Origin of the sequence: Knoellia tibetensis, assembly GCF_048606415.1 — a bacterium.
GTDB lineage: Bacteria > Actinomycetota > Actinomycetes > Actinomycetales > Dermatophilaceae > Knoellia > Knoellia tibetensis.
In genome coordinates this window covers 839,827-859,647 of record NZ_JBMBWF010000001.1, presented here as the reverse complement: position 1 = coordinate 859,647, position 19,821 = coordinate 839,827, and the positions used below count along the sequence as shown (strand labels likewise).

Below are 19,821 nucleotides of genomic sequence, written 5' to 3'. Positions count from 1 at the left end.
GCTGATGGTCGCGGCTGGTTGCCGGCGAGGTTGCGGGCGAGGTCGCCGGCGGGTTGCCGGCGAGCTCAGGCCGCGCGGTCGTAGGCGTCGAGGTCGTGGACGATGCGGCGGACGTCGGCGTCGGAGTCGACGTGGTGGCGGAAGTCGTCGGACCAGGGGGCGGTCTGCTGGCGACGGTTGCTCCGCTCGAGCGCCCAGACGAAGAGGGCGGCGAGGATGAGCGCGGGGAGGACGGGGGCGATGTCTGCAAGGAATGTGCTCATGGCACAAGTTTGATGCCCGACCACATCCTGCCACGAGTGGCAGGACTGCCCCCCTTGCACAAAATGCTGCCAACCTGTCATCCTGCAGCAATGGCCCTGCGTTCCGTCGCCGTCGTGCTCCAGGATCCCGTCGCGCTCTTCGAGTTCGGGGTGCTGTCCGAGGTGTTCGGCATGGACCGCACCGACGACGGCGTGCCGCCGTTCGACTTCCGGGTCTGCGCCGAGGACCCCGGGACGCCGTTGACGACCGACGCGGGTGTCTCCGTCACCGCGAGCCACGGTTTGGAGGCGACCGCGGACGTCGACCTCGTCGCGATCCCGGCCAGCCCGACGGCATACACGCCGTCGGAGGCGGTGAAGCAGGTGGTGCGCGACGCGGTCGACCGGGGCGCGCACGTCCTCTCGGTCTGCTCGGGTGCGTTCACGCTTGCTGCGGCGGGGGTGCTCGACGGGCGCGAGTGCACGACGCACTGGATGCACACCGACCGGCTGGCCGCGGACTACCCGCTGGCGCGGGTCAACCCCGACGTCCTCTATGCCCACGACGGCAGTGTCATCACGAGTGCGGGCACCGCCGCAGGCATCGACGCGTGCCTGCACCTCGTGCGCAGCGAGCACGGGGGAGCGGTCGCCAACCGCATCGCCCGCCGCATGGTGGTCTCCCCGCACCGCGACGGCGGGCAGCGTCAGTTCATCGACCGGCCGGTGCCGGTCACCGAGGCCGACAGCCTGGGGCCGGTGCTGCAGTGGATGCTCGAGCACCTCGACGAGGCGCACACCGTGTCTGCGTTGGCCCGGCGGGCGGCGATGTCGTCGCGGACGTTCGCCCGGCGCTTCGTCGCCGAGACGGGCACGACGCCGCACCAGTGGGTCACCGACCAGCGGGTGCTGCGAGCGCGCGAGCTGCTCGAGGAGACCGACCTGTCCATCGAGCAGATCGCGGGTGACGTCGGGTTCGGGTCGGCCGCGCTGCTGCGCCACCACTTCTCGCAGTGCACCGGGCTCACGCCGACCGTCTTCCGGACGCGGCACCGCTCGCCGGCCTGAACCGCCTGCTTGCGTCCGCAACGCTGGTGGGCCAGGCCGTCACCTTGCCGGACGCACCACCCGCACACCTGCTTGCGTCCGCAACTGTGGGGCCCAGGGCCACCACAGCTGCGGACGCAAGGGGTCAGTGCGTCACTTCGGCGCGTTCGGCACGAGGCACATCACCGAGGTGGAGCGGTTGCCCGACCCGTCGACGGCCCAGACCTCGGCGTCGCCACGACCCTTGAGGTTCCACTCGACGGCGCCGCTGCCCGGCTTCTGGGTCGGCGTCGCGCCGTTGGCCTCGACGTACTTGATGTCGGTGTCGACACCGAACGGACCCCACGTCGTCGAGCTCCCCGAGTCCTTGACGAAGAGGTCGAGGTCGGCGTCCGGCCACACGTCGTCGGTGGCGACGAGGCGGTAGTAGCCGTCCTGGTTCTGGCCCTGCCCGCCGTTGCCCGGGGCGCCCGGCACGTGGCCGCCGGGGTTGGTCGACTCGACGCAGCGCGCGACGGGAGGCGTGGTGTCGCGCCACAGCTTCGAGACCGAGCGGCTCGTCTCGCCTCCGTTGATGGAGGCAGTCGCCGAGATGGTGTCGGTGCCGAGCGAGGCCGGCTCCTTCGGCACGGTGTAGGTGAACGTCACGACCCCGGACGCGTCGGTCTCGCAGGAGGCGGGGGCACAGGTCCCCGCGTCACCGGCGTTGGGTCCGGCCGAGACCGAGAAGTCCACCGGGTGGCCGCCGAGGTCGGAGGCCGGTCCGGTGACCGTCGCGGTCACGGTGTGCGTGTCGTCATTGCCGAGCTCGTTCGTCGCCGTCGGCGGGGTGAGCGCGAAGCCGAAGACCGAGAAGCTCTCGCAGCGCGTCACCGAACCGGTGGCCGTCGGGTCGCTCGCCGGGCCGGTGCCGGTCGCGGTCGCACACACCCCGTGCAGGCCCGGAGCGAGGTCGTTGCCGGGTGCCGTCCACGTGATGCCCGCAGGTCCGGCGGTCGGCAGGGCGGTGCTCGTCGTCGCGGTCACCGGGCTGCCGTCGAGCGTGACGGTGAGACCGGTGAGGGTCGTCGCCGTGACGTTCTTGATGACGTCCGGCAGCTTGGCCGGGTCGGGGACGGCGAAGCAGGTCGTGCCGCTCGCAGTCGCCATCTGCGCGAGCGTGCCGGCGGTGCCACCGCTGCACGAGCTGCCGCCGCCGACGGCGAACGGATAGATCGTCGCGTCACTCGAGACCGCCGTGAGGGCGGTGTTGAACGCCGCCAGCGTGCCGAGGTTCGAGACGCCGTCGGAGAGGAAGACGACGTTGACCTGCGTGCCCGAAGCCGCCTGCACGAGAGTGTTGGCGGCCTGGAGCCCGGCGGCGAAGTTCGTCCCGTCGTTGCCCACGGCCTTCGCGGTGAACTGGCCGACCCCTCCGTCGACGAGGGAGTCCACGACGGTGTTCACCTCGGCGGAGGAGGGCGAGGTGAAGCGCTGGTCGCCCGCCGCGGCCTGCATGTCGGCGGTGACGCCGTTCTCGCCGAACGCGGCGACGCCGCTCTCGAGCGCGGAGCCATCGGTGACAACGAGGTCGTTGAGGCCCTTCACCGCGACCTTCTCGCAGGTGAGGATCGACCTGCTCGCGTCACACGCCTGGCTCGTGCTGAACGACAGGTCCACGACATAGATCCAGCTCGTGCTCGGTGCGCCGGTCGCGATGCTGGCGGTACCCGACAGGGGCACGTCGACGGTGCCCGCGCCCTCCGGCACGAGGAACGAGTCGCCGTCGACCGGCGACGTGACTCCCACGGCGAGCGCGGCGCCGTTGGGGAGGCTCCCCGACGACGACCCCGCCACGGCCGTGGGCACGACGAGAGCGGCGACCGCGAGTGCGGCGCCGCCCGTGAGACAGGCGCGTCGGCGCGCCTGAGCTGGTGAGCTCATGATGTTTCCCCTCCTGTGTCGGGCGACCGCTGCCCGTCCCCCGACGAGCGGCATGGCGGTCGCTGACGGGAAGGAGGGCGACGCGCCCTCGTAGATACACGGCATACGAGGCCTGTCGTCCGAGCCCGTATGCCGTTCGCCCATCTTCACGAGATCTCCACAGGTCGTGCCCACGCGCGATGCAGGAAGACTCCTACTGTCGGTGCCATGACAGGAACAGGTGAGGGGACCGTCGGCGCGGCGAAGGCGACGGTGCTCGTCGTCGAGGACGAGCCGACGATCAACCAGGCCGTCACCGACCGTCTGCGCGCCGAGGGCTACGCCGTGCACCAGGCCCACGACGGCCCGGGTGCCGTCGAGGCGTTCGGCGAGCACGCCCCCGACGTCGTCGTCCTCGACGTCATGCTGCCCGGGTTCGACGGCCTCGAGGTGTGCCGCCGCATCCAGGCGATCCGCCCGGTCCCCGTCCTCATGCTCACGGCCCGCGACGACGAGACCGACATCCTCGTCGGGCTGGGCGTCGGCGCCGACGACTACGTCACCAAGCCGTTCCGCATGCGCGAGGTCGTCGCCCGCACCCACGCCCTGCTGCGCCGGGTCGAGCGCGCCGCCGAGCTCGCGTCCGTTCCCGCGCCGACGACCGTTCTCGGCGCCGTGAGCATCGACGGGCCCGCGCGCCGGGTCACCGTCGACGGCGCCGAGGTCCACCTCACGCCGCTCGAGTTCGACCTGCTCGCCGCGCTCGCCGCCAACCCGGGCGCGGTGCGCTCGCGCGAGCAGCTGATGAGCGAGGTCTGGGGCTGGTCCGACGCTTCCGGCACCCGCACCCTCGACAGCCACGTGAAGTCGCTGCGCGCCAAGATCGGCGCCACCCGCGTCCGCACCGTCCACGGCGTCGGTTACGCCCTGGAGACGACGTGAACCCCGACGAGCCGCTGCAGGGTGTCGGCTCGATCAAGGTCAAGCTCGGCGTTCTCGTCGGTGCCAGCTGCGTCTTCGCCGCGCTCTTCGCGACGATCGGCGACCGCGCGGGAATTCCGTTGTGGCTCACCCTTCCTGTGACGGTCGCGGCCGCCTTGGCGGTGGTGCAGTGGCTCGCCCGCGGCATGACAGCGCCGCTGCGCGAGATGACCTCGGCGGCGAGCCGGATGGCGGCGGGGGACTACGCGCAACGAGTCTCGACCGCGTCGACCGACGAGGTCGGCCAGCTGGCCCGCGCCTTCAACGCCATGTCGTCGGACCTCGCCTCCGCCGACTCCCAGCGCCGCCAGCTCATCGCGACCGTGTCGCACGAGCTCCGCACGCCGCTCACGGCGCAGCGCGCGCTCCTCGAGAACCTCGTCGACGGGGTCGTTCAGCCGGACGATGCAGCGCTCAGGGGTGCGCTGACCCAGTCCGAACGCCTGAGCGACCTCGTCGGCGACCTCCTCGACCTCTCGCGCATCGACGCGGGCGTCGCACCGCTGCGGCTCGAGGAGGTCGGTCTGGGGGAGTTGCTGCGTGGCGCCGTCGCCGAGGCGGAGCTCGGCTCCCGCTCCGTGAAGCACGTATGCCGTGTCGTCCCCGAAGACCTCACCGTCACCGCCGACCCCGCCCGCCTCGCGCAGCTCGTCGCGAACCTCCTCGACAACGCCGCCCGGCACAGCCCGCCGTACGGCGAGATCCGGCTCACCGCAGCGGCGCTCGACGACGACTCGTGGTCACTCGAGGTCGTCGACGACGGCCCCGGCATCCCTGCCGACAAGGCCGCGAGCGTCTTTAGCCGCTACGGCACCGGCGACGACTCCGGCGGCGGCACGGGCCTCGGCCTCGCCATCGCCGCCTGGGTGTGCGAGCTGCACGGGGGCTCGGTCTCCGTCCTTCCCACCCCGCCGGGCGGCAGGGGAGCGCGACTGCGCGCGGTGCTGCCCCGGCATACCCGATCCCGGATGCGCGAGGCGAGCCTGCCGACCGCCCGACCGACCTCGGAGGTCACCATGACGACGACTCCCGCCCAGCCGCCGGCGCAACCGGCGCGACCCACACCACCCACTGCGTCCGGGGCCGGCGCCGTTGGTGCCCCCGGTGCCCCTGGTGCCGGCGGCACGACGGTGGCCAAGCCCGGGCCGCCGCCGTTCACTGACCAGCTCTTCGGCAGGTTCTGGCCCGAGTCGGGTCTCGGCCCTCAGCCGGCGCTGCTCATCGGCGCTCTGCTCATCGGTCTGCTCGCGTCGATCCTGCTGCCGGACAGGCGGATCGGACTGGCTGCCGGTCTCGTGACGTTCGCGGCGGCAGCGCTCATCCTCTGGCCGTCGCAGAGCAGGCGCACTCCGTGGAGCATCGCGTGCGTCGCGGTCGGGGTCGGTCTCACCTCGATGACGTTCATCCGGGCGACCGAGTGGATCGCCGTCCTGTCGGTGCTGCTCGCGGCCCTGCTGCTCGCGGCGACGGTGACGCGGGCCCGCTCGTTCGTGAGCATCCCGCTGTCCGCGATCTCGTGGGTGCTCGCCGGGCTGCGCGGCCTGCCGCTGCTCGGTCGCACCTTCACCGCGACGAGCCGGACGCCGCTGCTGTGGCCGGTGCTGCGGACCGTCGCGATCGCGGCGGTCGGGCTCGTCCTCTTCGGTGGGCTCTTCGCCTCCGGTGACGCGATCTTCGGGTCGTGGGCGCAGTCGCTCATCCCCGACCTGCGGTGGGACTCGATCATCGCCCGCATCTTCGTCTTCGTCTTCGTCTTCGTCGCCGGGATCGCGCTGGCCGGCGCCTACCTCTCGCTCAACCCGCCGCGCATCGCCGACCTCGACGTGCCGCGCGGCGCGCCGGTGCGGCACCGGTGGGAATGGCTCGTGCCGCTCGGTGTCGTCATCGCCCTCTTCGCGCTCTTCCTCGTCGCGCAGGCGGCCGCGATGTGGGGCGGGCACGGCTACCTGCGCCGCACGACAGGTCTCTCGTATGCCGAGTACGTCCACCAGGGCTTCGGCCAGCTCACCACCGCGACGTTCCTCACCCTCGTCGTCGTCGGCATCGCGACCCGCAAGGCCGCGCAGGAGACGGCCTCGGACCGGCTGGCGCTGCGGGTCTCGCTGCTCGCGCTGTGCACCCTCACCCTCGCCGTCGTGGGTTCCGCGCTCTACCGGATGTCGCTCTACCAGGAGGCCTACGGCTACACAGTGCTCCGCGTCTTCGTCGACGGCTTCGAGCTCTGGCTCGGGCTGATCGTCGCCTTCATGATGGTCGCGATCGTGCGGCTCAAGGGCACGTGGGTGCCGCGGGCCGCGCTGCTCTCGGGGGCGCTCTTCTTCCTCGGCTTCGGGCTTCTGAACCCCGACGCCTGGGTCGCGACCCGCAACATCGAGCGGTTCGCCGCGACGGGCGAGCTCGACACCTACTACCTCGCCGGGCTCGGTGTCGACGCGACGCCGGCGATCCTCGAGGGGCTCGATGACAAGCAGGCCGCGTGCGTCGTCACGTGGCACATGGAGAAGAGCGACGACCGCAGCGACGACCTCCTCGAGTGGAACCTCGGTCGCGACCGCGCCTTCGACGCAGCCAAGGGTCGCGACCTCACGGTCGACCCGTCATTCTGCGCCACCTTCGGAGAGGGCTTCGTCCCCACCGGCACCCGCTCCGAAGTCTTCGACTGACCCCGGCCGACCCCGACGTATTGCGCAGGAGCGACGGTTTCTGGTGCTCACGGCACCGGATTTCGTCGCTCCTGCGCAATCAGTCGCCAGGTGGGGGAGCGAGTGATGAGTGACAGCGGCGCGCGGTGGTGGGCGCGGGGCACACTGCGCGTGGGAAGGCATACTCGGCGCATGTCCTCCCACGCCCTCGGCTCGACGACGGTGCTCGTTCTCAACGGGCCCAACCTCAACCTGCTCGGCGAGCGCGAGCCGGAGATCTACGGCAGCGACACGCTCGACGACGTCGAGGAGCTGTGCCAAGGGGCGTGCGACGCAGCCGGTCTGACGCTCGACTTCCGCCAGACCAACTCCGAGGGCACCCTCATCGACTGGGTCCAGGAGGGGCGGCGCGGCATCGCGGGCATGGTCGTCAACGCGGCCGGCTACACGCACACCTCGGTCGCCCTGCGCGACGCACTCTCGGCGGTGACGGTCCCGAAGGTCGAGGTGCACATCAGCGACATCGCGAAGCGGGAGGAGTTCCGGCACGTCTCCTACCTCACCGACGTCACCGACCACCACGTCATCGGGCACGGTGTGTCGGGCTACGTGGAGGCCATCGTGTGGGTGGCGGCGCAGCGGTGACCGACCTCCCGGCCCGGTGGCGCAGCAAGGAGTGGCGTGCCGAGCTGGCTCGCTGGCTCCTACCCGCGATCGAGGCGACCGGCCGGCAGGTAACGGGACCGCTCGTCCAGGAACGTGTCCGGTTCTGGTCGACGGTGCTCACGGTCGAGACCGACCGCGGCAAGGTCTGGGTCAAGGAGAACGCGCCGTCGCAGGCGTTCGAGGCGGCGCTGGTCCGGGTCGTCGAGGAGGTCGTGCCGGGCACCGTCGCGCCGATCGTCGCCGTCGAGCCCGACCGTGGATGGCTCGCCACTGCCGACCTCGGTCAGCCCATGTGGCACGGCGAGACGATGCCGCCGCTGGAGAGCTGGGTGGCGACGGCCGGGCAGTACGCCAGGGCGCAGCGCGACCTCGCTGACCACGAGGACCGGCTCCTCGCGACGGGCCTGAGCCGGTTCCCGAGCAGCCCGGACCGGGTTGTCGCGTGGTGTGAGGCGCTGCTGTCGAGCCTGCTCACCCTGCCTGCCGACGACCCTCGACGCCCTACGGCTGAGGAGGCCGAGCAGGTCCGCGACGGACGGGGTCGGGTCGAGGAGGCCGCCGCCACGCTCGAGGGCAGCGGCGTTCCCCACTCGCTCCAGCACAACGACCTGCACCTCGGCAACGCCTTCCCCCTCAGCGACGGCGCCGCGATCATCGACCTCGGTGACGCACTCTGGGCGCACCCGCTCACGGTCGCCCGCATCCCGCTGTGGATCCTGCGCAGCCGCGGCGACCTCGAGCCCGACCACCCGGACCTGCGAGCGGTCGAGGACGCCTTCCTCGAGCCGTGGTCCGACGTGCGCGACGTCGAGTCACTGCGGGCGCTCCTGCCCGCGGCCGACCGCATATCGTGCCTGCACCGCGCCGAGTCTTGGCGACGGCTCATCGCCGATGTGCCGTTCGAGGTCGTCGACGAGCCCTTCCAGCGCTCGGTCACCCAGTGGCTCGTGGACGCGACAGCACCCGACCCCTACGCGTCGGCCATAGCCCGGTGAGATCCCGCGCCTCCTCCCGCATGAGGCGCCCAGGAGTTACGTTGGCCCCACGCCGGAGGGGCCGGCGGCAGGGGAGGCAGTCGTGAAGTACCTCATCGTCGGCATCATCATCGTCATCGCGCTGCTCGTCATCGTGCTCAACCGGCGAGGAGCGACGAACCTCGGCAGCAACGGTTCGACGGACACCGAGGCCGGCGCGCTCGGACAGCAGACGCACCACAACCACCCCGGCAGTGGCGGCACCGGCGCCCCCTGACGCCAACCCGACCGGCGGCTACCCCTGGCGCACGATCTGCTGCAGCGTCCAGCGGTTGCCGTCGGGGTCGGAGAAGGTGACGAACCGGCCCCACGCCTGCTCGTCCACGTCGCTCGCCTCAACACCGGCGTCGAGCAGCGCCGCCCGCGTCGCGTCGGCGTCGTCGATGACGACCTGCACGTTGCGCATCGACCCCGGCTCGTCCTCGGAGATCCCCTCCCCGAACGCGATCGAGCACGCCGACCCCGGCGGCGTGACCTGGACGAACCGAAGCCCCGGCTGCACGGTGTAGTCGTGGTCGACGTTCCACCCCAGCTTGCCCTCGTAGAACTCCTTCGCCCGGTCCGCGTCCGAGACGGGCACGAAGATGAGCTCGATGCGGTAGTCCATGCTGCTCCCCTGTCGACGGTCCCGGACAGCGTCGTCCGAGCGCTGGAGCCGACGCTAGACCTGCCCACCGACAGCCGCCACCGCACCACAACCAGGGCTTCGTGACTTCCGGGTACTTACTAGGACGTCCTACTATTTCTCCCATGACACAGACGTCGCCCGAGCTGCACGTGCCCACGAACCCGGTGCGCATCGTCACCGCCTCCAGCCTGTTCGACGGACACGACGCGTCGATCAACATCATGCGGCGGATCATGCAGAGCCAGGGCGCCGAGGTCATCCACCTTGGGCACAACCGCTCCGTCCAGGAGGTGGTCGACGCGGCGATCGAGGAGGACGTCCAGGGCGTCGCCGTGAGCTCCTACCAAGGCGGCCACGTCGAGTACTTCGAGTACCTCGTCCAGCTCCTCCGTGAGGCCGGCGCCGGCCACGTCAAGGTGGTCGGCGGCGGCGGCGGTGTCATCGTCGCCGACGAGATCGCACGGCTGCGCGAGGCGGGCGTGACGATCTTCAGCCCCGAGGACGGCCAGCGCCTCGGCCTCGTCGGGATGATCAACACCGTCATCGAGGACTGCGACACCGACCTGTATGCCGTCCGCTCGGCCGACATGGCGGCCGTCCTCTCGGGCGACCGGGCCGCCGTCGCCCGCGCCATCACCGGCGCCGAGACCAACAAGCTCTCCGACGAGGACCGCGCCGAGCTCACGCGCGCCGCCGAGGGCCGCCACGTCCCCGTCGTCGGCATCACCGGCACCGGCGGCTCCGGCAAGTCCAGCCTCACCGACGAGCTCGTCCGCCGCCTGCGCGTCGACCAGCAGGACAAGCTCCGCGTGGCCGTCGTCGCCGTCGACCCGACCCGTCGCCGCGGTGGTGGCGCGCTGCTCGGCGACCGCATCCGGATGAACTCGCTCGACGGCGACCGCATCTTCTTCCGCTCGCTCGCGACCCGCGGCGGCCGCGAGGTGCCCGAAGCGCTCGAGGACGTCATCACGATCCTCAAGGCCGCGGCATACGACCTCATCGTCATCGAGACGCCCGGCATCGGTCAGGGCGACGCCGCGATCGTGCCGTTCGCCGACGTCTCGATGTACGTCATGACGCCCGAGTTCGGCGCGCAGAGCCAGCTCGAGAAGATCGACATGCTCGACTTCGCCGACCTCGTCGCCATCAACAAGTTCGAGCGGCGTGGCGCCATGGACGCGCTGCGCGACGTCGGCCGCCAGCTCGTCCGCAACCGCAACGCCTTCGGCAAGAAGCCCGAGGACATGCCGGTCTTCGGCACCTCCGCCGCGACGTTCAACGACGACGGCGTCACCGCGCTCTACCAGGAGCTGCGCGGCCTGCTCTCCGAGAAGGGCCTCGAGTTCTCCGAGGGCGTCCTGCCGCCGGTCTCCGTGCGGCACTCGTCCGTGCTGCGCCAGATTGTGCCGGCCGCGCGGGTCAGGTACCTCTCCGAGATCACCGACACCATCCGTGCGTACCACTCGCAGACCGAGGCGTATGCCGCCCACGCCCGTCGCGTGCAGCGGCTCGAGTTCGTGGACGACGAGCTCGCTGCGGCGGGTCACGAGGACCACGCGGTCGACCAGCTCCTCATCGAGGCGCGGAAGGCGCTGCCGACCGAGGTGGGCGAGGCGATCGAGAAATGGCCCGCGACCGTCGAGGCGTATGCCGGTGACGAGCAGGTCGTGCGCATCCGCGACAAGGAGCTGCACACCTCGTTGGTCAAGGAGTCGCTGTCCGGCAACAAGATCCGCCGCGTCGCGGTGCCGAAGTTCGCCGACCACGGTGACCTCGTGTCGTTCCTGCGCCGCGAGAACCTGCCCGGCTTCTTCCCGTTCACCGCGGGCGTCTTCCCCTTCAAGCGCGACAACGAGGACCCGGCGCGCATGTTCGCCGGCGAGGGCGACCCGTTCCGGACGAACCGCCGGTTCAAGCTGCTGTCCGAGGGGCAGCCGGCGACGCGGCTGTCGACGGCGTTCGACTCGGTGACGCTCTACGGCCGCGACCCCGACCCGCGCCCCGACATCTACGGCAAGGTCGGCACCTCCGGTGTCTCGATCGCGACGCTTGACGACATGAAGGCTCTCTACGACGGGTTCGACCTCACGTCACCGTCGACGAGCGTCTCGATGACGATCAACGGCCCGGCGCCGACGATCCTCGCGTTCTTCCTCAACACGGTCATCGACGGTGAGATGGCGAAGTTCGCCGAGCGCGAGGGGCGCGAGCCCAACGCGGAGGAGGCGGCCGGCATACGGGCGTTTGCCCTTGCGTCGGTGCGCGGCACGGTGCAGGCCGACATCCTCAAGGAGGACCAGGGGCAGAACACGTGCCTGTTCTCGACCGAGTTCTCGCTGCGGATGATGGCCGACATCCAGGAGTGGTTCATCGAGCAGCAGGTGCGCAACTTCTACTCGGTCTCGATCTCGGGCTACCACATCGCCGAGGCCGGGGCGAACCCCATCAGCCAGCTCGCGTTCACCCTGGCGAACGGGTTCACATATGTCGAGGCGTACCTCGCGCGCGGCATGGACATCAACGACTTCGCGCCGAACCTGTCGTTCTTCTTCAGCAACGGCATGGATCCGGAGTACTCGGTCATCGGTCGGGTGGCTCGCCGGATCTGGGCGGTCGCGATGCGCGAGAAGTATGGGGCGAACGAGCGGTCGCAGAAGCTGAAGTACCACGTGCAGACGTCGGGTCGCTCCCTGCACGCGCAGGAGATGGACTTCAACGACATCCGCACGACACTGCAGGCACTCATCGCGATCTACGACAACGCGAACTCCTTGCACACCAACGCTTTCGACGAGGCGGTGACGACCCCGGGTCCGGACTCGGTGCGTCGCGCGCTGGCGATCCAGATGATCATCAACCGTGAGTGGGGGCTCGCGATGAACGAGAACCCGCTGCAGGGGTCGTACGTCATCGACGAGCTCACCGACATGGTCGAGGCGGCGGTGCTGGCGGAGTTCGACCGGATCTCGGAGCGCGGGGGAGTGCTCGGGGCCATGGAGACGGGCTACCAGCGCGGCAAGATCCAGGACGAGTCGATGCTCTATGAGCACCGCAAGCACGACGGGTCGCTGCCGATCATCGGGGTGAACACCTTCCGCAAGCCCGACGCCGAGGGTGGCACGCCGCAGCACGTCGAGCTGGCTCGCGCGTCCGAGTCCGAGAAGGAGTCGCAGCTAGCCCGGGTGCGTGCGTATCGGGAGGCGCACTCGGTGGAGGCCGAGGAGGCGCTGGGTCGGCTGCGTGAGGCGGCGATGTCAGGGGACAACGTGTTCGCTGTGCTGATGGATGCGGCGCGGGTGTGTACGCTCCAGCAGGTGACCGACGCCTTCTTCGAGGTGGGTGGCCAGTACCGCCGCAACGTCTGATGCCCTATGAGCGCGCACGCAGCGCACGCACGACGCCAGCGCTCGTGCGTGTCAACCAAACTTGACGCCGGTAGAACTTGCGCACGAGGCGGGTAGGCTGTGACCGACTCAGTCCTTCGGACTGTGCTTCGCTGAGTCGGTCACAGCCTACCCGCCTCGTCAAGTTTGGTTGACACGCACGAGCGCCCGTGGCATGATCCGTATCGGAAAAGGTCGTTCGCCCCTCCTGATGCATGGAGAGTGGCCCGCGATCGGAGGCCCTCCAGTTTACTGGGGGCCTCTTTCCGTTTTGTAATAGTGTTCACTCGTGCTCCTATTTGATCCTGCCATCCAATCGAGCGTGGCCAGTACAAACAGCGGGGAACCCCCGCGCTTCCTAATCGAGGCGTGTGCGGAGCTGCTTGATCCCGCAGCTCACTTCGATCGCACGGGAAACGCTCGCATCACGCCAGCAGCCGCCGTGGGTGAGCTTCTGGATGCCTGCGCGGGTTTCATTGAGAGCGAGACCCATGGCTTCGCGCCGCTGTTGGACGCAATCGAGCGCGCCATGCGCACTTGCATGAGAAATGAAATCCTCTTAGAGGAGTTTCCGACTGCTTTCGCACCGTTCTCCGCGCACTTAACCACCCTCACGACGGGGATCTCAGGTCTCGGCTCCAGTACGCAGGCCAAACGCGCCTACCTCTCTGCTCGGATCACAGCCTTGGTGGCTCAAGTCAAAGCATTCGAACTGATTGTTAACGACACTGGGGCGGGCTATCGCGAAGCATTGGTAATGCGACTCTCGGCGGCGGTAGCTGCCCAAGGTCCATTCACGACGTCAGATGCAAGGAAGCTCCAGTCGCTCGCCACACACATGTGTGCATTTCTGCTAACGCAAGGTAGGTCCGGTGTCGCAAGTGCCAAGTTGATCGCTCGGGCTCTGGGATCCGCAAACACTCCCCAATTGGCGGCCGTGGCCCTCGGGCGATTCTTGTCCTCCGACCGTGTGGAGTTCCGGGTTGCCGTTGTAATTGATGGCGTGGGGTTAGTTCTGAACGCAAACAACAATGGGTTGAAGCCTTTGGTAAAAGGCAGGAGAATCAGTTGGGGACAAGATGGGGACGGGTGCGAACACCATGGCGCAGATACCGAACTTGCACGCTTCTGCCTGCGACACTGGCACCTAGAGTCAGTGGAGGAGTCGCTGAAGGGTGCGAGGGCCTCATCCTCCGTTTTTACCGTCTCGGTCCAGGCCTGGGATCCGGAGAGCGCCAGGCATGCCGCTTTGAACATTGCGGACTCGGTCGTTGACCTACTCAACGCCGAGCATCGAGCCACGAGTTTCGGTGTTAAGCGAAAGGTCTTGGTGTGGCGGGTGGGTAGCGCCAAGTCCGAGTATCTGGCTGGCCGTGCGAATTTCGTAGCCAAGGGTCGATTGATGGATATCTCACGATCACCCTCGGTGTCCCGCTCCCTACGCTTTGCAACCAAAGCTTCCATGGAGAGAGCTGGAACCTTAAAGGTCTTCTTTTCCTGGGTAGCCCTCGAGTACCTAGCTCGCGAGGGCCGAGACAAGCCGCAGAATATCGTTGTCGAAAAAGTTCCAAAGATTATTGCGTTGGTGGCAGTCAAACAACAGGTATATCGCTCTTGGGCGCTCTATACGAAGTCAGTTGGAGCGTCGCAAAAGGTGCGAGATGCCGTCGAAGCAGGTCGGGGTAAAGGCTCCGTTGATGCCCGCATCTGGTGCAACATTCTCACGTCCACTCGGTCAGACCTAGGCGGGGTTGATGCGGAAGTCGTGCGCGAGTACGTCAGGAGTTCCGCTCAGTTTTCTCCATATGTGTTATTTCGTTTGCGCAGCACCCGCGAGTTGTTGAGCAACGGAGAGAGATTGGCGACGTTTTGCGCTGAGGTAGAGGAGCTTGCGAGGTTCAATCTGCAGCGAATGCGCTATGTCAGAAACCAGACGGCGCACTCCGCAGAGATCGAGCATGCCGCCGAATCCCAGCTCTCGGTCGTGGCCCTACTGGCTCTGGATGCAACGTTCGAGTCGGTCCCGAAGTGGCACTCAATAGCCACTGTAGAAGCGTTAGACCGACTTCATGCTAGATATCGCAATTCCCTGGCAGACTGGAGACGGTCCTCGCGAGGGCGGCAGAAGCCCAACCTACAGATCGAGCTCATACTTCGCCCCTGATATCTCACATCAATCCGGCTCTCAATTTTTTAGCGTAGCTACTAGTTCTTGAATCGCGCTAGCTTTGAAGACGACGCCAATGTCCAAGAGTTGTTCGATGTGGGGTCCAACCGAGACCTTGACTAAGTCCCGCTGGAGATATGAGGAAGCGACAATCCCGACAAGAAGTACCTTGGGGCCGGACCCGAGGGTAATGTTCCCCCACTTATCCGGGGACGATGCCGGCCGCACTAGAAATACGGGGCTGCCGCTTGATCCAGGAAAGACTGAGGCGTCAATGAGGAAGACGGGCTTGCCTTCGTAATCGACTTTGAATGGTGTTGCGCTATGCCCTCGTCTCGCAATTGGGAGGCCGGACGTGGAGTCGTAAAGGCCGCTTGGATACCCAATGAACGTTACTGGTTCTATCGAGTCAAAATCGTCCAAGGAGGAGGGTGTTGCGACCAACGAATCATCGATCGATCGCCAAAAGGCCTCTGTCTGTGACGGGCCAAGAGCGAATGTCAAATCGGCAAGAGCAATGTCGACGGCGGGGTCCGGGTGCCCAATGAAATGGCCGGTCGCGGGCGCTAGTGTGATATCGAATCTGGTCCCCAAGTTGGCCTCACCATCAGGCCCACGTCCAATCATGTGGAGCGTCGCCTGGGACGCACCCTCCACGACATGCTTATTGGTTACTACGTACAAGCGGTTTGCTGTGTTGTAGAAGAAGCCAGTTCCCTGTGAAAGTTCCTGTCCGGCTGCGTTCTCAGCACTAATTCGAACCGTGCTAAAGAGCAGCATCTCAGTTGCGGTAGTTGGTTTCATGACGGCTACGCTACATGTATGTGGGACGTTGCATTCGAGGCAACCCGAGGTACGTTTATGAAGATTCGGGACGCTAGGAATGCGGCAGCCGGATGGCTCGCGATGCGATGCCGAGCGCGAGGTCGAGGCGGGGGAGCTGTTCGGGGTCGTAGCGGACTGCTGGCATTGAGATGGATAGGCCGGCCACTGCAACCCCGTTGGAGTCGCGGACCGCTCGGCCGACTGCCACGACGCCCTTCTCGGAGAGGCCGCGGTTCACTGCCAGCCCCCGCGACCGGATGCGGGCCAACGTCCGCAGCAACCGCGGGACGTCGGGGCGCTCGCTTTCGCGGCCGGCATACCGGTCCGGGGAGTACAGCTCCTCCACCTCGGCATCACTCATCTCGGCCAGCAGGATCTGCCCGCCAGTGACCCGATGAGCCGGGAACACCATCCCCTCACGTGACCCCACCCGCAGCGCCTGGGGTGACTCCACCGACGCGATGAACCGCGCCGTGTCACCCGTCCGGATCGTCAGGTTCACCGTCTCGCCGACCAGCGCCACCAAGTCCTGCATCGGCCCCAACGCCGCCGCCCGCAGCGCCGATGTCTCCGACGGCGAGTTCCCCGCCAACTCCAGCACCGGCCCTGCTCGATACCCACGGTCTGCGTTCTGCACCGCGAAGTCGCGATAGACGAGCATCGCCAGCAGCCGGTGAGCCGTCGACCGCGCGACACCCAAACGTGAAGCCGCCTCCGCCACCGTCAGCCCGCCCTCGAGCTGCAACCACGTCGCAAGGCGCAGCGCATGGTCGACGGAGGTCACGGCATACGTGGGTTTGGTCTTGAGCTCACGCGCGTTCACGACAACCAGTCAAGCACACACTATTCTGCTAGCCAGAATTCACTGTTCCGCTCCACCGAACGACCGCCACTCTCAAACGCATGGCAACGACGCCCACCCCCACCGCACAGCCCACCCGGGTCCGCCCGGCCTGGCTCGTGATCCTGCTCTGCTGGCTCATCGTGGTCTTCGACGGCTACGACCTCATCGTCTACGGGACGACACTTCCCTCGATCCTCGCCGAGCCCGGATGGGGCCTCACCGCCACCAGCGCCGGCCTGATCGGGAGCCTCGCCTTCCTCGGGATGCTCGTCGGGGCCCTGGCCGCCGGCCGCCTCGCCGATGCGCTCGGCCGCCGCCGCACGATCCTCTGGTGCACGCTGTGGTTCTCGCTCTTCACCGCCCTCTGCTACGTCGCCCCCAACGCCGAGACCTTCGGCGCCTTCCGCTTCATCGCCGGCCTCGGCCTCGGCGGTCTCGTGCCCAGCGCCAACGCCCTCACCTCCGAGTTCGTCTCGGTCCGCACCCGCTCCGCCGTCGCGACGATCATGATGTCCGGCGTCCCGGTCGGCGGCACCATCGCCGCGCTCGTCGGTCGTGAGGTCATCCCCGCGCACGGCTGGCGCCCCATGTATGCCGTGGCGTTCGTCGGCGTCGTCATCCTCCTGCCGCTGTGCTGGCGCTACCTGCCGGAGTCGCCAACGTGGCTGCGGTCGCGTGGCCGCCTCGACGAGGCTGCTGCCGTCGACGCACTGCACGGCATCGACACCTCCGGCGTCCCCACCGAGAAGCCCGAGCACGAGGGCATCAGGGGCATCCTGCGCGGACCCTGGCTCGTCGCCACCGTGCTCTTCTCGCTGGCGACCGTCGCCACCCTCTTCGCCTGGTACGGCCTCGGCACCTGGCTGCCCAAGCTCATGGGCAGTGACGACCGCTTCGACCTCGGCAACCCGCTGAACTTCCTCATCGCCCTCAACGTCGGCGCGGTCCTCGGCTCCGTCGTCACGGCCTGGGCGGGCATGCGGTTCGGCCCGCTGCGCAGCGCGATCGGCGCGGCGATCCTCGCCGCCGCCGGACTCGCGTTCCTCCTGACCTACCCGTCGGAGGTCACCCCGATCTATGCCGCGCTCATCCTCGCCGGCGTCGGCACCCACGGCACCCAGTGCCTCATCATCGCCGCCGTCGCGAGCCACTACCCGCAGCAGACCCGCGGCACCTCGCTCGGCTTCGTCCTCGGCCTCGGCCGGATCGGTGCCGTCGCCGCGCCCTACATCGGCGGCTCGCTCCTCGACGCCGGTCTGGGAGTCGGCAGCAACTTCGTCGCCTTCTCGCTGGCCGCGGCGCTGGCCGCCGTGCTCCTCGTCGTCACTGCCGTGGTCACCACCCGGGGCCGCGACCGCCAGCCCCGGGCCGCAGTCGACGCCCCCGCAGAGCCCGCCCTCGCCGGCGCGTGCTGACCTGCGAACCCAGCCGACCGGCATACCGAAGGAAAGGACACCGCCATGACCGACATCGTCGACCGCCCCACGGTCACGTCCCCCGTCTCCATCATCGCCGAGGACGCCCCCGGCCAGCCGAAGGTCACCCCCGAGCTCGAGGACCTCTACCGCGGCTTCGAGAAGGAGCTGCTCGTCCCGCTTTGGACCGAGATCGGCGACCTCATGCCGCACGAGCCCAAGTCCAAGGCGCAGCCGCACCTCTGGGAGTGGGCCACGCTCATCGAGCTCGCCGGCAAGGCGGGGGACATCGTCCCCGTCGGTCGCGGTGGTGAGCGCCGCGCGATCGCGCTCGCCAACCCCAGCCTCGGCGGCCGCCCCTATGCGAGCCCGACGCTGTGGGCCGCGATCCAGTACCTCAACGCCGGTGAGGACGCTCCCGAGCACCGCCACACCCAGAACGCGTTCCGTTTCGTCGTCGAGGGCGAGGGCGTCTGGACCGTCGTCGAGGGCGACCCGGTGCCGATGCGCCGCGGCGACTTCCTCCCGCAGGCCGGCATGAACTGGCACGCCCACCACAACCAGGCGACGACGCCGATGGCATGGATCGACGGCCTCGACATCCCGTTCCAGTTCGACATCGAGAGCCAGTTCTTCGACTTCGGCCGCGAGGCGATCAGCGATACCGAGCGCATCTCCCCGGAGCGATCGCGGTCGCAGCGGCTCTGGGGCCACCCCGGTCTCGCGCCCGTCTCCCAGCTCGGCGCCACCGCGGGGAGCCCGCTGCTCGCCTACCGCTGGGAGGACACCGACCGCGCCCTCGCCGACCAGCTCGCCCTCGAACGCGAGGGGTATGCCGGCGTGGTCGAACCGGGTCACGCCCTCGTGCGCTTCACGAACCCCACGACTGCCGGCGACGTCCTCCCGACGATCCGCACGCAGTTCCACCGCGTCGCCAGCGCCGTCGAGACCGCGCCCCGCCGAGAAACCGGCTCGTCGGTGTACCAGGTGTTCGACGGCTCCGGCCGCGTCACCGTCGGCTCGTTCTCGTGGTCGGTCACCCGCGGCGACCTCTTCGTCGTGCCGTCGTGGCAGCCGTTCTCCGTCGTCTCCGAGGCGTCTGGGTCCGACTCCGACTCGGGCGCGCTCGACCTCTTCCAGTTCTCCGACGCTCCGATCTTCGAGCGTCTCCACCTCCACCGCACCTCCGTCGAAGGAACCTCCCGATGAAGCTCGCCACCCTCCGCCTGCCGAACGACCGCGGCACCACCGCAGTCCGGGTCGACGACGACGCCTACGTCGAGATCGGCGCCGCCGACGTCGGTGAGCTGCTCGCGATGCCCGACTGGCGCGAGGTCGTCGACGCCGCCGACGGGCCCCGCCACTCACTCGACGCCGAGCTCGCCCAGCTCGTCGAGCGTCCCGGCAAGGTCGTCTGCGTCGGCCTCAACTACCGCACCCACATCCTCGAGATGGGCCGCGACCTGCCCGAGCACCCGACGCTCTTCAGCAAGTTCGCCGACGCCCTCGTCGGACCGACCGACGACATCGTCCGCCCCGCCGAGACCGAGGAGTTCGACTGGGAGGCCGAGCTCGCCGTCGTCATCGGCTCCGCGGTCCGTCGCGCCCGCGGTGCCGAGGCCGAGGCCGCCATCGCCGGCTTCACCGTCCTCAACGACGTCACCGCCCGCGACTGGCAGTTCCGCACCCGCGAGTGGCTCCAGGGCAAGAACTGGGACTCGACCACCCCCATCGGCCCGGTCCTCGTCACTCCCGACGAGCTGCCCGGCGGCGTCCGCCCCGACCTCGCCATCTCGCTCACCGTCGACGACGAGGTCATGCAGAAGGACTCCACCGCCGACCTCCTCTTCGACCCCGTCGCCCTCGTCGAGTACGTCTCGACGATGATCCGCCTCAACCCCGGCGACGTCATCGCCACCGGCACGCCCGGGGGAGTGGGCCACGCCCGCAAGCCCGCCCGCTACCTCACCGGCGGCGAGACCGTCGTCACCGAGATCGAGGGCATCGGCCGGCTCGTCAACCGGGTCGTCCGCGAGGACGCCTGA

At 68.6% G+C, this 19,821-nt stretch carries 16 protein-coding genes; 11 read left to right on the top strand and 5 right to left on the bottom strand.

From position 1 onward, the window contains the following. Positions 1-65 precede the first annotated feature (65 nt). Entirely contained in the window at positions 66-263 is a 198-nt protein-coding gene (locus tag ACOJV7_RS04095; protein WP_420188871.1) for a hypothetical protein, read from the bottom strand. Between the two features lie 90 nt (positions 264-353). On the opposite strand from ACOJV7_RS04095, the gene ACOJV7_RS04090 reads away from it, so the two are divergent. Then, on the top strand, positions 354-1,310 hold the full coding sequence (locus ACOJV7_RS04090) for a helix-turn-helix domain-containing protein (RefSeq protein WP_420188870.1): 957 nt from the start codon (positions 354-356) through the stop codon (positions 1,308-1,310). 132 nt (positions 1,311-1,442) lie between these two features. Here the strand turns inward: ACOJV7_RS04090 and ACOJV7_RS04085 are convergent, their stop codons facing one another. Continuing rightward, positions 1,443-3,212 (bottom strand): hypothetical protein, encoded by a 1,770-nt coding sequence (locus ACOJV7_RS04085; protein WP_420188869.1) that lies wholly within the window; start codon positions 3,210-3,212, stop codon positions 1,443-1,445. A gap of 207 nt (positions 3,213-3,419) precedes the next feature. Between ACOJV7_RS04085 and ACOJV7_RS04080 the strand changes: the two genes are divergently transcribed. The 5 genes from ACOJV7_RS04080 (at position 3,420) to ACOJV7_RS04060 (ending at position 8,731) form a co-directional block, all read left to right on the top strand. Continuing rightward, entirely contained in the window at positions 3,420-4,133 is a 714-nt protein-coding gene (locus ACOJV7_RS04080) for a response regulator transcription factor (RefSeq protein WP_420188868.1), read from the top strand. Next, positions 4,130-6,835 carry a DUF4153 domain-containing protein gene (locus ACOJV7_RS04075; protein WP_420188867.1) on the top strand — a complete coding sequence of 902 codons (2,706 nt, stop codon included), beginning with the start codon at positions 4,130-4,132 and terminating at the stop codon, positions 6,833-6,835. Before ACOJV7_RS04080 ends, ACOJV7_RS04075 begins: the two co-directional genes overlap by 4 nt. 171 nt (positions 6,836-7,006) lie before the next feature. Next, positions 7,007-7,459, top strand: coding sequence for a type II 3-dehydroquinate dehydratase (aroQ, locus tag ACOJV7_RS04070; RefSeq protein ID WP_420188866.1), 453 nt, complete (start codon positions 7,007-7,009; stop codon positions 7,457-7,459). After that, on the top strand, positions 7,456-8,475 hold the full coding sequence (locus tag ACOJV7_RS04065) for an aminoglycoside phosphotransferase/kinase family protein (RefSeq protein WP_420188865.1): 1,020 nt from the start codon (positions 7,456-7,458) through the stop codon (positions 8,473-8,475). Before aroQ ends, ACOJV7_RS04065 begins: the two co-directional genes overlap by 4 nt. An 82-nt stretch (positions 8,476-8,557) precedes the next feature. Next, entirely contained in the window at positions 8,558-8,731 is a 174-nt protein-coding gene (locus tag ACOJV7_RS04060; RefSeq protein ID WP_420188864.1) for a hypothetical protein, read from the top strand. 18 nt (positions 8,732-8,749) lie between these two features. On the opposite strand, the gene ACOJV7_RS04055 is transcribed toward ACOJV7_RS04060, so the two are convergent. Then, entirely contained in the window at positions 8,750-9,121 is a 372-nt protein-coding gene (locus ACOJV7_RS04055) for a VOC family protein (RefSeq protein ID WP_420188863.1), read from the bottom strand. 143 nt (positions 9,122-9,264) lie between these two features. Here ACOJV7_RS04055 and icmF point away from each other — a divergent pair, with 143 nt between their 5' ends. Together icmF and ACOJV7_RS04045 are read left to right on the top strand one after the other, a co-directional pair. After that, a complete protein-coding gene (gene icmF / locus ACOJV7_RS04050) occupies positions 9,265-12,507 on the top strand; it encodes a fused isobutyryl-CoA mutase/GTPase IcmF (RefSeq protein WP_420188862.1) in 3,243 nt (1,080 codons plus the stop codon). A gap of 460 nt (positions 12,508-12,967) precedes the next feature. Then, positions 12,968-14,689 carry a hypothetical protein gene (locus ACOJV7_RS04045; protein WP_420188861.1) on the top strand — a complete coding sequence of 574 codons (1,722 nt, stop codon included), beginning with the start codon at positions 12,968-12,970 and terminating at the stop codon, positions 14,687-14,689. A 21-nt stretch (positions 14,690-14,710) separates the two neighbouring features. On the opposite strand, the gene ACOJV7_RS04040 is transcribed toward ACOJV7_RS04045, so the two are convergent. Both ACOJV7_RS04040 and ACOJV7_RS04035 read right to left on the bottom strand, forming a co-directional pair. Then, entirely contained in the window at positions 14,711-15,496 is a 786-nt protein-coding gene (locus tag ACOJV7_RS04040; protein WP_420188860.1) for a S1 family peptidase, read from the bottom strand. Between the two features lie 73 nt (positions 15,497-15,569). Beyond that, entirely contained in the window at positions 15,570-16,340 is a 771-nt protein-coding gene (locus ACOJV7_RS04035; protein ID WP_420188859.1) for an IclR family transcriptional regulator, read from the bottom strand. Positions 16,341-16,420: 80 nt separating this feature from the next. On the opposite strand from ACOJV7_RS04035, the gene ACOJV7_RS04030 reads away from it, so the two are divergent. From ACOJV7_RS04030 to ACOJV7_RS04020, 3 genes are read left to right on the top strand one after another with little or no spacing between them, the layout of a single operon-like run. Beyond that, positions 16,421-17,776 carry an MFS transporter gene (locus ACOJV7_RS04030; RefSeq protein ID WP_420188858.1) on the top strand — a complete coding sequence of 452 codons (1,356 nt, stop codon included), beginning with the start codon at positions 16,421-16,423 and terminating at the stop codon, positions 17,774-17,776. A 45-nt stretch (positions 17,777-17,821) separates the two neighbouring features. After that, positions 17,822-18,985, top strand: coding sequence for a cupin domain-containing protein (locus ACOJV7_RS04025; RefSeq protein WP_420188857.1), 1,164 nt, complete (start codon positions 17,822-17,824; stop codon positions 18,983-18,985). Continuing rightward, positions 18,982-19,821, top strand: coding sequence for a fumarylacetoacetate hydrolase family protein (locus tag ACOJV7_RS04020; protein ID WP_420188856.1), 840 nt, complete (start codon positions 18,982-18,984; stop codon positions 19,819-19,821). The genes ACOJV7_RS04025 and ACOJV7_RS04020 overlap by 4 nt, the downstream gene beginning before the upstream one ends.

What these genes read in the sequence shown, in the direction of transcription:
- aroQ (WP_420188866.1), top strand. Translation starts at nt 7,007, where the DNA reads ATGTCCTCCCACGCCCTCGGCTCGACGACGGTGCTCGTTCTCAACGGG.
- ACOJV7_RS04055 (WP_420188863.1), bottom strand. Translation starts at nt 9,121, where the DNA reads ATGGACTACCGCATCGAGCTCATCTTCGTGCCCGTCTCGGACGCGGAC.
- ACOJV7_RS04095 (WP_420188871.1), bottom strand. Translation starts at nt 263, where the DNA reads ATGAGCACATTCCTTGCAGACATCGCCCCCGTCCTCCCCGCGCTCATC.
- icmF (WP_420188862.1), top strand. Translation starts at nt 9,265, where the DNA reads ATGACACAGACGTCGCCCGAGCTGCACGTGCCCACGAACCCGGTGCGC.
- ACOJV7_RS04085 (WP_420188869.1), bottom strand. Translation starts at nt 3,212, where the DNA reads ATGAGCTCACCAGCTCAGGCGCGCCGACGCGCCTGTCTCACGGGCGGC.
- ACOJV7_RS04040 (WP_420188860.1), bottom strand. Translation starts at nt 15,496, where the DNA reads ATGAAACCAACTACCGCAACTGAGATGCTGCTCTTTAGCACGGTTCGA.
- ACOJV7_RS04025 (WP_420188857.1), top strand. Translation starts at nt 17,822, where the DNA reads ATGACCGACATCGTCGACCGCCCCACGGTCACGTCCCCCGTCTCCATC.
- ACOJV7_RS04020 (WP_420188856.1), top strand. Translation starts at nt 18,982, where the DNA reads ATGAAGCTCGCCACCCTCCGCCTGCCGAACGACCGCGGCACCACCGCA.
- ACOJV7_RS04080 (WP_420188868.1), top strand. Translation starts at nt 3,420, where the DNA reads ATGACAGGAACAGGTGAGGGGACCGTCGGCGCGGCGAAGGCGACGGTG.
- ACOJV7_RS04090 (WP_420188870.1), top strand. Translation starts at nt 354, where the DNA reads ATGGCCCTGCGTTCCGTCGCCGTCGTGCTCCAGGATCCCGTCGCGCTC.
- ACOJV7_RS04030 (WP_420188858.1), top strand. Translation starts at nt 16,421, where the DNA reads ATGGCAACGACGCCCACCCCCACCGCACAGCCCACCCGGGTCCGCCCG.